The sequence below is a fragment of the Streptomyces sp. NPDC043870 genome, assembly GCF_056435785.1.
In genome coordinates, this window is record NZ_JBWKDT010000004.1 from 21,744 (window position 1) to 34,738 (window position 12,995).

Consider the following 12,995-nt stretch of genomic DNA (forward strand, 5'->3'; position numbering starts at 1 on the left):
TGTATGGGTCGTTCTCCTGCGGGATCAGGCGGACGGGTCGCGCGGTGGCGCCCGCCCCCCCCCCCCCCCCCCCCCCCCCACGCACGGTCACTTCTGCGGAGGCGGTCGCGCCCTTGCGGACCTTGCGGCCGGCTCCGTCCTCGGCGAGGTCGACACCGCTCATACGGGTCTGAGCGGTGAAGGGCACCCACTCGGCCCCCTCGAGCTCGCCCTGGTGGCGCTCGCGCAGCCCGTAGTTCTCCTTCGCCAGGACCACGACCGGGCCCCTTGAGAAAACCGCCTGTTTCGAGCCAACGCGATCGTCCTTGATGGGGTCCTTACGGCAGCTGACTCGACTTTGACGACTCTTTTACGGCCACCTCTTCGGCCTGCGAAGATCCGGGTCCGCCGGCAACACGGGGCGGCACCTCGCCCTGCCCGCCCCGCCGTCCAGGCGCAGGGCCGCCAGGGAGTCGGTCGCCCGGGGCGGGAAGCGCAGGGCCAGACGGCCGGCACACGCCGTTCGTTCTCGCGGAAGATCTCGACGGTCCGCTCGGCGGCGGCACGCTCGCGGCGAAGGTGATGTTGTCGAACTCGCCGCGTGCCCGCGTCCATGGGCGACGTCCAGCACACCACAAGAGGCACTCTTAACGACTCCCTGATGCTCAACCGGGATCCGTACGGCTCCGGAGGCTGTCATCTTCGGTATCCCACTCACCTCTCGGGGAAGGGCCGTTGCCGTGGAAGCTGCCGTAGCAGGAATCGTCGTTGTCGTGGTCTGCGCACTCGTCGTGCTGCGCAGCGGGATGCGTGTGGTCAACCAGGTGGAGCGGGGCGTCGTCTTCCGGTTCGGCAAAGCGCTGCCCGGGTACCGGCAGCCCGGCATCACCTTCCTCATTCCGTTCGCCGACCGGATGCGGAAGGTGAACGTCCAGGTGGTCACGCTGCCGATCCCGACACAGGAGGGCATCACACGTGACAACGTCTCGGTGAAGGTGGACGCCGTCGTCTACTTCCGGGTCACCGACCCCGCCCGAGCCGCGATCGAGGTCCAGGACTACGTCTTCGCTGTCGGCCAAGTGGCACAGTCCTCGCTCCGTTCGATCATCGGCAAGAGCGACCTGGACGACCTGCTGTCCGACCGTGAACGGCTGCACGAGGGACTGGCGCTGATGATCGACAGCCCGGCAGCCGGCTGGGGTGTCCACATCGACCGGGTCGAGATCAAGGACGTACAGCTGCCGGAGTCGCTGAAGCGGTCGATGTCCCGGCAGGCGGAGGCCGAGCGGGAGCGACGGGCGCGAGTGATCACGGCCGACGGTGAGTTCCAGGCCGCACAGCAGCTCGCCAACGCCTCCCGGATCATGGCCGACACGCCAGAGGCCATGCAGTTGCGACTGCTGCAGACGGTCGTCGAGGTGGCCGCGGAGAAGAACTCCACTCTCGTGATGCCGTTCCCGGTGGAACTGCTCCGCTACTTCGACCGGGCAGCGCGGAACCTCGGCTCCGGGGGCAATGCCGTGGATGCGGTGCCGGCACCCGACGCCGTGCCCGCTGCGCGGGATGAGAGCCTGGCCGACCCACGCGTCCAGCCGTCATAGTCGTCGGCGGCGTACCGACACCACCCGAGAGCCTCACCCGAGAGACCCACACGAAAGACTCACCCGAGAGCTTCAGCCCTGGTCAGCGCACCCGTCCCCGTGGTTTCAGCGCCACGGGCGGGAGTTCGGGAGCGGCCAGCCGGTCCCCGGCGTAACCCTTGACGTCGCCGAAGCGGGTGCCCTCCATCCAGTCCCGGCGGGCCTGTTCGATCTCCTCCTGCGAACGCCCGATGAAGTTCCACCACATGATGAGTTCTTCCTCGAACGGCTCGCCGCCGAGCAGCATCAGGCCCGCGTCCGACTCGGCGCGCAGGGGCAGTTCGGTACGACCGCAGCCGAGGTAGAGCATCGACCCGGGCAGTACGGGCACTCCGTCGACATGGGCCTCGCCGGACATGGACAGCACGGCGTACTCGAAGTCCGGTTCGAGCGGGATGCTGGTCTCGGTGCCGAGGGACAGCGCCAGGTCCGCGCCCACGATGGGGGTGTACGTCGAACCGGGCGAGGCGGCGCCGTCGAGCTCGCCCAGGATGACCGTCGCGGTGAGTCCCGGTGCGGTGACGTGCGGCAGCTCGGCGTGGTGCTGGAAGTGCGGCTCCACATCGCGGTGGGCGTCGGGCAGCGCGACCCACAGCTGGGCGCCGTGGAGGAAGCGGGCGTGCGGCTTCGGGCTCTCCTCGGAGTGGCTGATCGCCCGCCCCGAGGTCATGAGTCCCAGCTCGCGCGGCCGGATCGTCTGGAGGCTGCCTGCGCTGTCGCGGTGCAGGACCTCGCCCTCGTGCAGCCAGCTCACGGTCTGGAGTCCCATGTGCGGGTGGGGCGGGACCTGCATGCCGGGTTCGTCGGCGATGTCGTCGGGGCCGTAGTGGTCGACGAAGCACCAGGCGCCGACCATGCGGCGGCCGAGGTTGGGGAGCAGCCGGCGGACCTCGGTGGATTCGCCGAGCGGGACATGGCGGGGGGCGAGGAGCTCACGCACCGGCTCGGCGACGACGAAGCCGCGGCCGCCACATGCGGAGAGCGCAGCCTGACGATCAAGATTGCTCATGACGCCCAACCTAGCCCTGTGCGGGGCGGGTCACAAAGACCTGCCGACTGAGCCACCGTGTACTCGGATTCGCCTGGTGGGACTGTGTTTGTCGGCCGCCTCCCCCGGTCCGGGGCCGTACCTGGACCCAGGGGGTGTCCGGTGGATCGGACCCGGCAAGATCCATAAGACACAAACACCCCTCGGAGCTGGAAGGCTCGCATCGGGGTCGAGGGGCCGGGGCGCGCGCTCAATATCCGCAACCGCCACCGCCCGCGCCCGCTCCTCGTGCAAACTGATCGAATGGCAATGCCGATGGGCCTTGAACGCGTCAACTCCGCGTCCTCCTATGCGTGGTAGCGGGGCGCGCACGCGGCGGCTCTGGTTCCGCCCGGTGTCCGCCGCGTCGTCCGGGGCCGAGGGTGCGCGCGCGTCCCTGGCCTGCGTACGGACGGTGGAACGGTCCGTCGGCAGCGGTGTCTATCTGGGCGAGCGCCGCGTGCTGACCTGCGCGCACGTCGTCAACGAGTGCCTGGGCCGGGAACCGTTCGCCACGGACCGGCCCGCTTCGGCAGCGGTTCACGTCTCCTTTCCCGTCGCGCCGCACACCGATCCGCTGACGGCCCGTCTCGCTGTGTGGGTTCCGGCTCGGGCGGAGCACGACGGGCCCGGTGCGGGCCGGCCGTCACAAGGAACGAGCGCCGTGTGGCAGGGGGACCTAGCCGTCCTCGAACTGGACTCCGAGCCGCCCGCGCCGATCCGCCCGGTCGAGTGGGCGGACATGGCGCAGGAGCAGCGGGTGCGGGCCTGGTACAGCACGGGCCAGCCCTTCACGTACGCGGACGGGCAGGTCGAATGGTGCGACGACCGGCTCGGGTTCGTCGACGCCGGCATCCGCGGAGCGGCCATCGGCCCCGGCTACAGCGGAGGTCCGCTGTGGTGCGACGGACAACAGGCCGCGGTCGGCGTCGTCCTGGGTGTCCTGCACCCGCCGGAGGGGCCCTTCCGCCCGGGGGACGTCACCCGCAGGACGCTCGCCCTGCCCTGGCAGGCCGTACGCGCCGAGCTGGAGGCCGCGGAGCCCCGGTCTCCCGGCTCGACGTCCCCGTGGAGCGGAGCCGGGCACGAGGCGGCACTCGTCGACCCCGGCACCCGGCACGGCATAGCCGCCGTGGTCGCCCACCTGTGCGCCGACCCCGAGCGTCGCGCCGAACACGCCGACCGGATGGCGGGCGAACTGGGGCTGACCCGGGCCCCGGGAGCCGTCCCCACGGTGGACGACATCGTCGATCTGCTCCTCACGCATCCCAGGGCGCTCGCCGTGCTGACAGAGGGCCTGCCCGGCGGTGAGCGCGAGGCAGCACTGAAACTGCTCTTCCTCGGCCGTGCTGCCGCCGTCCAGGGCCTGTTGTCCGTACGCGAACACCGCTGGCTCCTGGACCTGTTGCCGCCGGAAGTGGCCGCGCGGCTCCCCGAAGCGGCCCGGGCGGCCCTGCCGCACACCACGCTCTTCGACGGCGCACCGGGCGAGGAGACGCAGCCGCCGCAAACTCCTGCCGCCCCTCCGCCGGCGGACCCGACAGCCCGGTTGGTCGAGGCGCTGGAGGGGTTCTGGGGCGACAGCGCGCCCGTACCGGCCGGTTCGCCACGCGTACCCGCCCTGCTGCGGGCGATGGAGTATCTGGCCGCCACCTGTGAGGAGAAGCAGTCGCGCGATCTGCGCGACTGGTCCGAGCAGGTCGCCCACCGGCTCGGAGTCGCGGCCGAGGCTCTCGGTGAACGGCGGGACGACGCCATCGCCTGGGCGCGGCGCAGGCAGCAGGAGGGCACACCGCCGGTACCGCGTCTGACGGTGCGGCTCACCCGGGTCTCCGGCGAGACCTTCCGCTGCGAGGCGTGGTACGAGTCAGGCAGGGGCGACGCGGCTCCGGATGATGCGGCTCCGGATGATGCGCCGGGCGGCGCAGAGACGGAGCGCCTGGTCGTTTCGGACGACGTGGACCGCACCCCGGCGCAGATCGCGCGGCTGCTCCACGGCGTACTGGCGCGGGAAAGGACGCCGTCCGCATCGCCGGACGCCCCGGGCGCGCTCATCGAGGTGCTGCTCGAAGCAGACGATCTGGACGTCGCCGTGGACCAGTGGGAGCAGGAGACGTCACCGTACGAGGTGCCGGTCGTCCTCGGCGCCGAGTACGTCGTCGTCATCCGCTGCCCGGAGATCCGCAGGCGGGTGCCTGAGCGCCTGCCCGACTGGCGGGCGCGCTGGGCGGAGTTGGAGCGCGGGGGCGGCGTCCTGCGACTGGATCGCCGCCACACCACACGCCACCAGGTCTACGGGCTGCTCACGGAGGACCCGGGTCTGGCCCGGGTGATCGTCGACTGTGCGGAGGAGTATCGGGGGTCGTTGCGGGCCGTGTGTCTGGCGCTCGGTGTGCCCGTCGTCGTCTGGGACCGGTGCGCCTCGCCCGCGCCCACGGGCGGGGACCGGCTCCTCGCGCTGGTGCTGAACGGACCGCCGAAGGGTCTGCCGCACCGGGTGCGCCGCCACCGCGCCCGCGCCCTCGCCGAGGCCGACGACTCCCGGCTCACGGCCGTCACGCCCGCGCTGGTGTGGGACGACGCGTCCCGGCTGCCGCCGCGGGCGCTGTGGAGCGACCCGTCGTACGAGAACCCGGCAGCCCTCGGCCGTACGCCATGAGAGGAGACGCGACACCGATGACGTCCGCGCAGCACCCGCACCACGCCCAACCGCCGGAGACGGACGGCTGGTTCCTGTTCCGCGGAGACGGGGAGGTGCGACAGGTCTCCATGCCCGAGCCGCCTCCCTGGCGGCGCTTCGGGGCGGCGGACGCGGAGCGCGGCCACGGCGCCGGTCCCAGGGCTGCGGACTCCCCGCGCCCGTACCTCATCGGGCGCCCCGAGACCGACGTCGTCAACGCGGCGCTGCATCTGCGGCGCCCCCTGCTGGTCACCGGCCATCCGGGCACCGGCAAGTCGTCGCTCGCGTACGCGGTGGCGCGTGAGATGTCGCTCGGCAAGGTGCTGCGCTGGACCGTCAACAGCAGGTCGTCCTTGGCCGCGGCGCTCTACCAGTACGACGCGGTGGGCCGGCTGCGCGAGTCGAACTTCCGCGGTGACGGCGCCGCACGGGAGGACTCCACGCCACCGGAGTCACCGGAGCCGCCGGAGTCACCGGACATCGGCCGCTACATCCGGCTGGGTCCGCTCGGCACCGCGCTGCTGCCCTCCGAGGCGCCCCGGGTCCTGCTGGTCGACGAACTGGACAAGGGGGACATCGATCTGCCCAACGATCTGCTGGCCGTCTTCGAGGAGGGGGAGTTCGAGATCCCCGAGCTGTCCCGGCTGCCTCCCGGGCAGGACACCGTGTACGTCCACGCGCTGCACGCCGCCGAACCGCAGCCGGTGCACCGGGGCTTGGTGCGCTGCCAGGAGTTCCCGGTCGTCGTCATCACCAGCAACGGCGAACGTGAGTTCCCTCCGGCCTTCCTGCGGCGCTGTCTGCGCCTCGACCTGCCGGACCCCGACGAGGAGCGGTTGCGCGCCATCGTGGCGGCGCACCTCGGCGAGGAGGCGCTGCCGCGTGTCGAGGACCTGATCCAGGCGTTCCTGGCCCGCCGGGCCCCCGGTGAACTCGCCACCGACCAACTGCTCAACGCGGCCCATCTGCGGCTGGGCGGCGTCGACCTGCACGCGCAAGGGCTCCTGGACTCGGTGCTGCGCCAGCTCGGAGGGCCGGCCTGACCGTGCTCGACATCGACCGGCTCCGGGACCTGACCGGGCTCTTCGGTGGTGAGGTCACCGCCGAGGAGCTCGCCGACGTGCTGTGGCTGGCCGAGCGCGTGCCCGGCGGCGCGGACGCCCCGCTGGCGCTCGTCGGCTCGTCGGGAGCGGGGAGCGGGCGGTCGGACCGGGCAGAGGGCGGCTCCGAGCTCTCCGACGGCATGGCGACCGGTCCGGACGCCGCCGACGCCGCCGACGCCGCGGGCCTGCACGCCGCACCGGCCGATCCGCAGCCCACGGTCCCGGAACCGGAAACGGAAACGGAACGGGAACCGGAAACGGGAAACACAGAGAACACGGACGACGGCGAGGACGCACAGGACGCACAGGACGTCCAGAGCACGGACGGCACCGGCACCGACGAGCCCGGCGGCCACCCTGACGAGGACGTCCACGAGGAGCCCCCACCGCTGCCCGACAGCCCGGGCGACGCCGCCGGCCCGCCCCCGGTCCTGCCTCGCGCCGTCTCCGTACGCATCGCCCAACCGCGCGGCCTGGCCGCCCCGTTGCTCGCCGCGCGCGCACTGCGGCCCCTCAAGCGGCTCCGCGCCGATCCTCGCCGTACCGAGATCGACGAGGCCGTCACGGCTTCCCGGATCGCCCACACCGGGCTCGTCGACGTGGTGACCAGGCCGGGGCGCGAACGCTGGCTCGATCTGGCGCTGGTCGTGGACGACAGCGTCTCGATGCTGCTCTGGCAGCAGCTGTACGCCGACCTCCGCACGCTCTGCGCCCGCCTCGGCGCCTTCCGGCAGATCCGTACGTGGGCACTGCGCCCGGACGGGCCGGACGGGCGGGCCCCGGGCCGGCCGGTGCTGTCCACAAGGCCGTTCGGCACGGCGGGGGCGTGGGTGCCGCCGGAAGTGATCTGCGACCCCTCGGGCCGCACCATGACCCTCGTGATCACCGACGGGGCGGGGGCGGCCTGGCGCGGCAGCGCGCTGCGCCGGGTACTGACCCGCTGGTCGGACTGCGGACCGACCGCGATCGTGCACGCGCTGCCCCCGCGCCTGTGGGAGGGGTCGGCGCTGCCGGTACGCCGCTGGACGGTCCGGGTGCCGCACTCCGGAGCTCCCAACAGCCGGTGGAGGGTACGTGATTCTCTGCTGCCACCGGAGCTCAGCGCGTTCACCGGCCGGGCGCTGCCGGTGCTCGAGCCGACGCCGCAGGGGCTCGGCCGCTGGGCACGGGCGGTGGCGACGGGCGGCATGGACACCGTGTTCACGCTGTGGGACCCCGAGGCCGCCGCTGCCGGCGCATCGGCTGACGTCGCGCCCCGCGATGACGTCCGGCGCTTTCGCAGTACGGCGTCACCCGAGGCGTATCGACTGGCGGCACATCTCGCGGCGATCGCTCCGGTCACGGTCCCGGTGATGCGCCTGGTGACGAACGCGGTGCCCTGGCAGGCCACCACCGCGCACCTGGCGGAGGTCTTCCTGGGCGGGCTGATGCGGCTGGACGGGAACGACCGGCCCGCCGACCGCGCGGGCGGCGCCGACCGCGGCCACGGTCGCAGGCTGTTCTCCTTCAGCGACCGGACCCGTGACGTCCTGCTCGACGCCGTCCCCACGGCCGAGATCGTGCTGACGGCGCGCCGCGTGTCCACACTGGTGGCCGGACTCGCCGGGCAGGCACCCGAGTTCGCCGCCTGGCTCAACCGGGCGGACGGTCCCGAGCGGCTTCCCGAGCACGCCCGGAGCTTCGCGTGGCTCGGGCCCGCGCTGCTGCAGCGACTGGGGCTCGGCGCCCTGCCCGGAGCGGAGTGGAACGAGCTGCCCACCGCGCTGCCCAGGGAGGAACCGGCGCCGTCCCCGGAGCCCTCCGGCCTCCTGCCTCCGTCCTTCCCGCCCGTGGACCGGGCGACGCCCGCCCCGCGCCGACCCTGGGCGCTGGTCACGACGGTGGAGACACGCAACCGGACCCATTACCGGCTGGTCTCGAGGATCGGGGAGAGTGTCTGGTCCGGGGCGCATCTCGGGGTCAGCCCGGAAGGCCACGAGGTGGTGCTGCGCACGGTCCGGCCCGAGCACGTGGCCACCGAGCACGCCGCCCTGGCCAGATTCGCCCACGACTGTCTCCCGTCCCTGATCGAGTCCGACGCGGCGCACAGCACCCCGCACTGGACGGCGAGCTCGGTCGTGGGCACCCGGTCCGGCCGCCCGGCGCCGCATCTGGGCCAACTCGTCGGCTCCACGGGGCGACTTGGTGCGGAGGCAGCGCTCTGCCTCGCCCAGCGTCTGGCCGCGGCCCTGACCCACAGTCACAGTGCCGGCGTCGTCCACGGGCGGCTGCAGCCCCGCCACGTACTGATCACCGAGGACGGCCCGCTCATCACCGGCTGGCACCGGGCGACGATCGACGGCGCCCCCGCCGGCCCGAACGACGAGGCCGCGCTGCCCGAGGACGACATCGCGGCGCTGGGGGCCATCGTCGCCCACGCCGCGTACGGGAACGACGCATACGCCCACACCCCCCGCTATGACGCCGATCGCGGCACGCTGGAACCACTCGACGCATCGGACTGGGAGCCGTCGTCCTACGCGCGGGACGATCAGGCCCTCCACGCCGTGGTCAGCACCTGTCTGCACGGCACGGACGGACCGCCGACGGCCCGGGACGTGCTGAGTCTGCTGCGGGACCGGGTGCCGCGAGGCGCCGCGTCCCGCCCGCTGGGGGAATGGCTGTCACCGTCCGCCGTCACGCTCATCGACGGAGCCCGCATCCGCCGCACTGCCCCGGACGGCGTCGGATACGAGGGGGTGGGCCCCCAAGTGCCCGTCCAGCCGGGCGCTTCGGCCGCACCCTCCGCGGCCCCGAAGCCCGTCGGCGTATCGGTCGAACGCTGGTTGCGGCTCCCCGGGGAGCCTCCGCAGCGTCCACGGCGCCGCCGGTTCGGCTCCCGTTCCCGCGCCAAGGCGGCCGATCAGCGGCTCGCTCCGATCGGTCCCGCGCGGCGCGGATTCTGCGTCGCGGTGCTGGGCGCACTGCCGGGCTCCGGACGCAGTACGGTCGCCGCGCACCTCGCTTCGGCGCTGGCCAAACCGGTCGCGGACGCCTACCGGACCCCGGTGATCATGGTTCCGGCCTGCCGGCGGACGCAGGTCTTCGGCTACCGCGTCGCACCGGCGGACTCGGCCGGCGCCCAGCGATTCGCCGACGGCACAGCGCTGGCCTGCCCGAGCGGTGACGACTACCTCACCTTCACCGACGCGGCGGGGGCCCGGTTCCTGTACGTGAGCGTCGGGCCCGGGGACCGGCTGGACCTCGGCACGGGCCCACGACGCAGCCACGTGGAGTGGGTCACCCAGTACGGCACGACCGTCGTGGACGCGTCCGACTCGTTCCTGCCACCCGCCGGCGAGGCGCTGCGCGGCCTGCTGGGCTCGGTCGACCATCTCGTCTTCACGGCCACCACGGCGCCGGGCCAGGTGGAGAGGACCGCCCGGCTGATGGCGTGGCTCGCGCGCGAGAGTCTCGACCTCGTGGCCCATTCGACGGTGGCTCTGTGCGACGCGGAGGACGACGGCGACATCGACGGCCGGCTGCGGGAGGCATCGGCGCAACTCGGCAGCCTGACGGGTCGGTTGATGGCCGTACCGTACGACGCGACGATCCGCGGCCAGGGCCTGACGGAGCTCGCGGCGCTCGCCCCCGCGACACAGAGCGTGTTCCACCGTCTCGCGCGCGAGGTGATGGAGAGCTTCCCGCGCGGCGGCACGCCGTTCTTCATACGGTGAGCGCGCTCTTCACACGGTGAGCGCGCTGAGCCGCTACGGCGCGTGCGGCCCGTGCACACTGCCCGCCGTTGCGGAATATTGAATCGATCTCTCCGGTTGGCGGTGTCGCAGGGCGGCGGAGCAGGCCACCGCGGAGGGAGAGCAAGTGAGCGAGACGTACTACGAGTTCGGGACGGCCTCGGAGCGCTGGGACCGTGCACAGTTCTTCTTCGAAGCCAAGGAGTACCTCACCGCTGCGCGAATCCTCGGCGGGCTGGTGGCGGAGGTCCCGGAGCAGGTCGCGCCGCGGCTGCTGCTGGCCCGGGCGTACTACCACTCGGCCCAGCTCGGGAAGGCCGAGGCCGAACTGCGCGCGGTCCTGGATCGCGACCCGGTCGAGCACTACGCCCGGCTGATGCTTGGCCGCACGCTGGAGCGGCAGGGGCGGGGCGCCGAGGCTGCTCCGCATCTGCGGATGGCGGCGGCGATGTCCGGAGACTTCCCGGAGGGGCCGTGAGCGGACTGCGGCCGGTGTGCGCGCACCGGCCGCAGTCGGCGCTGAGCGACCCGTCCGCCATGGAGTCCCGGCGGACGGGTCGCTGCCCGGTGGCGCCGGATCAGGCCCGACTGCCGTCCCGGTACGCCTCCAGGAGGCGCAGCCACACCTCGCTGATCGTCGGGTATGCCGGAACCGCGTGCCAGAGCCGGTCGATCGGGACCTCGCCCGCCACCGCGATCGTCGCCGAGTGGAGCAGTTCGCCCACGCCCGGGCCGACGAAGGTGACGCCCAGGAGGATCTCCCGGTCCAGGTCGACGACCATCCGGGCTCGCCCGCGGTAGCTGTCGCCGTAGAGTCCCGCGCCCGCGACGCCGGCGAGGTCCTGGTCGACGGCGCGGACACGGCGGCCGGAGGCCTCGGCCTGCGCGAGGGAGAGGCCGACCGCCGCCGCCTCCGGATCGGTGAAGACGACCTGCGGCACGGCGTCATGGTCGGCGGTCGCGGCGTGCGCGCCCCAGCGGTCCGACTCCAGCAGCGGTACGTGCTGTGCCCGGGCGGCGATCGCCGCTCCCGCGATGCGGGCCTGGTACTTGCCCTGGTGGGTGAGGAGAGCGCGGCGGTTGACGTCTCCGACGGCGTACAGCCAGTCCTTGCCGTCGACCTGGCAGCTGTCATCGACCGGGAGCCAGGAGCCGGGCTCCAGCCCCACCGTCTCGAGTCCGATGTCCTCGGTGCGCGGGGCGCGTCCGGTGGCGAAGAGCACTTCGTCGGCCTCGATCAGCTCCCCGCCCTCAAGGACGACCGTGACCGGGCCGGCGCCGTCCGACCGCTGTACGGCGGCGACGCTCACGTGCGTACGGACGATCGCACCGGCCTCGGTGAGGGCGTCGGCGACGTGCTCGCCGACGAAGGGCTCCATGCGCGGCAGCAGCCCCCCGCCGCGCACCAGCAGGGTCACCTGGGAGCCGAGCGCCTGGTAGACGGTGGCCATCTCCGTACCCACGACTCCCCCGCCGACGACGACGAGCCGCCCCGGCACGGCCTGCGCGCTGGTCGCCTCCCGGCTGGTCCATGCCTTGGCACCGGCCAGCCCCGGCAGACCGGGCAGGACGGCGCGGCTGCCGGTGCACACGGCGACGGCGTGCCGGGCGGTCAGCACGTGATGCTCGCCCTCGGGTCCCTCGACGACGACCTTGCGGGGACCGTGCAGCCGGCCCCGCCCGCGGTAGAGGCGGGCGCCGATCGAGTCCAGCCAGGCGACCTGGCCGTCGTCCTTCCAGTGCGAGGCGTACTCGTCGCGGTGCGCCAGGACCGCGTGGGCGTCGAGCGGGCCCTGTACGGCCTGGCGCACGCCCGGGACCCTGCGCGCGTCGGCGCGTGTGATGACGGGCCGCAGCAGCGCCTTGCTCGGCATACAGGCCCAGTACGAGCACTCCCCGCCGACGAGCTCGCCCTCCACCACTGCGGTACTCAGCCCCGCGGCTCGGGTCCTCCCCGCCACGTTCTCCCCGGTCGGACCGGCCCCCAGGACCACAACGTCGTATTCCACAGCTTCCGTCATACGGACAGTCTGGTGCCACGTGTGCACCGAAGCCACATGGGCAGGCGGAATACCGCCGCCCCGTGCGCCGTTGGCCTGGGGGTCCCCCCGGGCCCGCCAGGGCGTAGGGGGAGGGTCCGACCGGACACCAGGAAGAGGTAGGGAAACAATGAGCACTGTTGAGCTCACCAAGGAAAACTTCGATCAGGTTGTATCTGACAATGACTTTGTCCTGATCGACTTCTGGGCTTCCTGGTGCGGCCCGTGCCGTCAGTTCGCGCCGGTCTACGAGCAGGCCTCCGAGCGCCATCCGGATCTCGTCTTCGCCAAGGTGGACACGGAGGCGCAGCAGGAGCTGGCCGCGGCCTTCGAGATCCGCTCGATTCCCACGCTGATGATCGTCCGGGACAACGTGGCCGTGTTCGCCCAGCCCGGGGCGCTGCCGGAGCCCGTCCTGGAGGACGTGATCGGCCAGGCCCGCGGGCTGGACATGGACGAGGTCCGCAAGTCCATCGCGGAGGCGCAGCAGCCCCAGTAACCGGGGGGGACGGGCCCGGGCCGCCGCTGTCCGCGTGCGGCCCCGGCTCCGGCGCACCGGAACGGACGCCCCACCGCCTCGCAGGCGGCGCGGGTCGCCGGCGAGGCGAGCAGGATTCCGCGCCGACCCGGTGCGCGAGGCCGGGCGCCTCGGCAATGCGGTCGGGTAGGTGAACTCGACGCCGGGCTTGCGAGGTTGTGTGTTGCGGGGTGCGTACGCCTGCCGTCCGGGCGTACCGGTGGCCCGAGTTCGTGGGCAGGCATTCCGCAAGGCGAGCGCGGCGACATGACGGTA

At 72.9% G+C, this 12,995-nt stretch carries 9 protein-coding genes; 6 read left to right on the top strand and 3 right to left on the bottom strand.

Going from position 1 to position 12,995, the window contains the following annotated elements; translation table 11 throughout:
• The coding region (locus AC0699_RS06610) for a hypothetical protein (RefSeq protein WP_478656450.1) at positions 1–256 on the bottom strand (256 nt) is incomplete at its 3' end.
• A gap of 463 nt (positions 257–719) precedes the next feature.
• Between AC0699_RS06610 and AC0699_RS06615 the strand changes: the two genes are divergently transcribed.
• The gene (locus tag AC0699_RS06615) at positions 720–1,580 is read left to right on the top strand and encodes a slipin family protein (RefSeq protein WP_478656452.1); all 861 of its coding nucleotides are present in this window, start codon (positions 720–722) and stop codon (positions 1,578–1,580) included.
• 82 nt (positions 1,581–1,662) lie between these two features.
• On the opposite strand, the gene AC0699_RS06620 is transcribed toward AC0699_RS06615, so the two are convergent.
• On the bottom strand, positions 1,663–2,628 hold the full coding sequence (locus tag AC0699_RS06620) for a pirin family protein (RefSeq protein ID WP_478656454.1): 966 nt from the start codon (positions 2,626–2,628) through the stop codon (positions 1,663–1,665).
• Between the two features lie 373 nt (positions 2,629–3,001).
• Between AC0699_RS06620 and AC0699_RS06625 the strand changes: the two genes are divergently transcribed.
• The 4 genes from AC0699_RS06625 to AC0699_RS06640 all read left to right on the top strand — a co-directional run bounded on the left by AC0699_RS06625 (position 3,002) and on the right by AC0699_RS06640 (position 10,641).
• On the top strand, positions 3,002–5,305 hold the full coding sequence (locus tag AC0699_RS06625) for a VMAP-C domain-containing protein (RefSeq protein ID WP_478656457.1): 2,304 nt from the start codon (positions 3,002–3,004) through the stop codon (positions 5,303–5,305).
• Positions 5,306–5,322: 17 nt separating this feature from the next.
• The gene (locus AC0699_RS06630; RefSeq protein ID WP_478656459.1) at positions 5,323–6,369 is read left to right on the top strand and encodes an AAA family ATPase; all 1,047 of its coding nucleotides are present in this window, start codon (positions 5,323–5,325) and stop codon (positions 6,367–6,369) included.
• A gap of 2 nt (positions 6,370–6,371) precedes the next feature.
• Positions 6,372–10,145, top strand: coding sequence for an SAV_2336 N-terminal domain-related protein (locus AC0699_RS06635; RefSeq protein WP_478656462.1), 3,774 nt, complete (start codon positions 6,372–6,374; stop codon positions 10,143–10,145).
• Between the two features lie 145 nt (positions 10,146–10,290).
• Entirely contained in the window at positions 10,291–10,641 is a 351-nt protein-coding gene (locus AC0699_RS06640; protein ID WP_478656464.1) for a tetratricopeptide repeat protein, read from the top strand.
• Positions 10,642–10,741: 100 nt separating this feature from the next.
• Here AC0699_RS06640 and AC0699_RS06645 read toward each other — a convergent pair whose 3' ends face one another.
• Entirely contained in the window at positions 10,742–12,184 is a 1,443-nt protein-coding gene (locus tag AC0699_RS06645; RefSeq protein WP_478656466.1) for a dihydrolipoyl dehydrogenase family protein, read from the bottom strand.
• Positions 12,185–12,332: 148 nt separating this feature from the next.
• Here AC0699_RS06645 and trxA point away from each other — a divergent pair, with 148 nt between their 5' ends.
• Positions 12,333–12,701, top strand: a complete 369-nt coding sequence (trxA, locus tag AC0699_RS06650) for a thioredoxin (protein WP_453669003.1) — start codon at positions 12,333–12,335, stop codon at positions 12,699–12,701.
• Positions 12,702–12,995 lie beyond the last annotated feature (294 nt).